The organism is Streptomyces musisoli, assembly GCF_016741855.1.
In the GTDB taxonomy this organism is placed as follows: domain Bacteria; phylum Actinomycetota; class Actinomycetes; order Streptomycetales; family Streptomycetaceae; genus Streptomyces; species Streptomyces musisoli.
In genome coordinates this window covers 1-1,625 of record NZ_JAERRH010000074.1, presented here as the reverse complement: position 1 = coordinate 1,625, position 1,625 = coordinate 1, and the positions used below count along the sequence as shown (strand labels likewise).

At 70.2% G+C, this 1,625-nt stretch carries 2 protein-coding genes; one reads left to right on the top strand and one right to left on the bottom strand.

The features are described from left to right. On the top strand, positions 1-628 hold a 628-nt coding region (locus tag JK361_RS40475), incomplete at its 5' end, for a hypothetical protein (RefSeq protein WP_236054674.1). Here the strand turns inward: JK361_RS40475 and JK361_RS40470 are convergent. After that, a complete protein-coding gene (locus JK361_RS40470) occupies positions 570-1,376 on the bottom strand; it encodes an IS5 family transposase (protein ID WP_236054673.1) in 807 nt (268 codons plus the stop codon). The two genes, JK361_RS40475 and JK361_RS40470, sit on opposite strands and share 59 nt — an antisense overlap. Positions 1,377-1,625 lie beyond the last annotated feature (249 nt).

The following is a 1,625-nucleotide window of genomic DNA, read 5'->3' as shown; positions in this document are numbered from 1 at the left end:
GGTCGTTCTCTTTCCGAACCTCGTGTGTGGTTCTCGCTGGTCAGGCATGAGATGGCCGCTGTCGCGGGAGTCTCGGCTTGTTGTCGGCCGAGGTGTCGTGGGGGTGTGGCGGATGCCGTCGATGCGGGCGGTGCTGGAAGCGCGGCGGAAGGCCGCGGCAGTGCGCGTGGAGGAACTCGAAGCCGAGCTGGAGCGGGTGCGGGTGGCTCTGGCGGATGCGGAAGAGGCACTCAGCCGCCGGGTGATCGGCCTGGAGCAGTATCTGGAGGCACTGGCCGAGGCGGATGAGCCCGCCGAAGGAACAGGCAGGGTGTCGCAGCGGAAGCCGGTGGGGCCGCGCCGGGCGGTGCCTCACCGGCAGAACGCCGCAGCGGCCGACGAGTTGTCGCCGGATTACCAGGCGTTGATGGCCGCTGCGGTGGAAGCGGGAGGAGACGGGCTGGGTGCCCGCCGTGCAGCGGTGGTGCTGGGCTGGGACAGCGCCTCCGCCTCCCGCGTCGAGGGAGCCAGGGCCCGGCTGAAACGGCTGGTGGAACGTGGCTGGCTGGTCGAGGTGAAGCCGGGCAGGTTCATTGCGCCGGCACCGGAACAGGTTCCTGGTGCCGGACGGCCAGACGGCGGCTCATGAGCATGGTCATCGACCACAGGACGACGGCTTCGCTGGTCTCGGTGCGTCGCTCGTAGTCACGGACCAGGCGTCGGCTGCGCAGGAGCCAGGCGAAGGATCTTTCGACGACCCAGCGGCGAGGCAGGACCTGGAATCCCTGGACGTCGTCGCTGCGGCGGACGATGTCGAGGACGACGCCGAGGTGCTGGGTGGTCCAGTCGGTGAGGTGGCCGGTGTAGCCGCCGTCGGCCCAGATGCGCGCCAGCCGCCGGAAGTGATTCTTCGCTGCGGGCAGCAGGATGCGGGCGGCGTCCCGGTCGGTCGTGGAGGCCGGCGTGACCAGCACGGCCAGCAGGAGCCCGAGGGTGTCGGTGAGCAGGTGCCGCTTGCGCCCGTTGATCCTCTTGCCTGCGTCGAACCCGCGTGAGGTGTGGGCGACGGTGGCGTCCGCCTTCACCGACTGCGAGTCCACGACCGCCGCGCTCGGCTCCGGGCTGCGTCCCACGGTCCGGCGGACGCTCTCACGCAGCCGATCGTGCAGCTCGGTCACCAGCCCCGCGTCCCGCCAGCGGGCGAAGAAGGCATACACCCGCGGCCAGGGCGGGAAGTCGCAGGGCATCGCCCGCCACTTGATGCCGTTGTCGACGAGGTAGCGCACGGCGTCGATCATCTGCCGGTGGCAGTAGCCCTCCGGACGGCCGCCCCGGCCCGCCAGCCAGCCCGGAACCGGCAGCAGATCCCGCACCAGAGCCCACTCGGCGTCGCTCATGTCCGAGCCGTACCGAGGCCGGCGCCCCGGCCGGTCGGCCGCATTCCCGAACCTGTGGGCGAGACAGTCACACCCAGGAGTGGCCGGACTGGACCCGCCAGCCACGACCACGCGACACTTCGACAACAGGGCCTCTTGCTTCTCGCTGGACTCAACAACCGCGAGATACCAAGAGGCCCTTCCTTCATACCTCGAAGTCCGCCGGCTCACCCGATCCAGCACGATGTTCGACGCTGACCGAGCATGCCA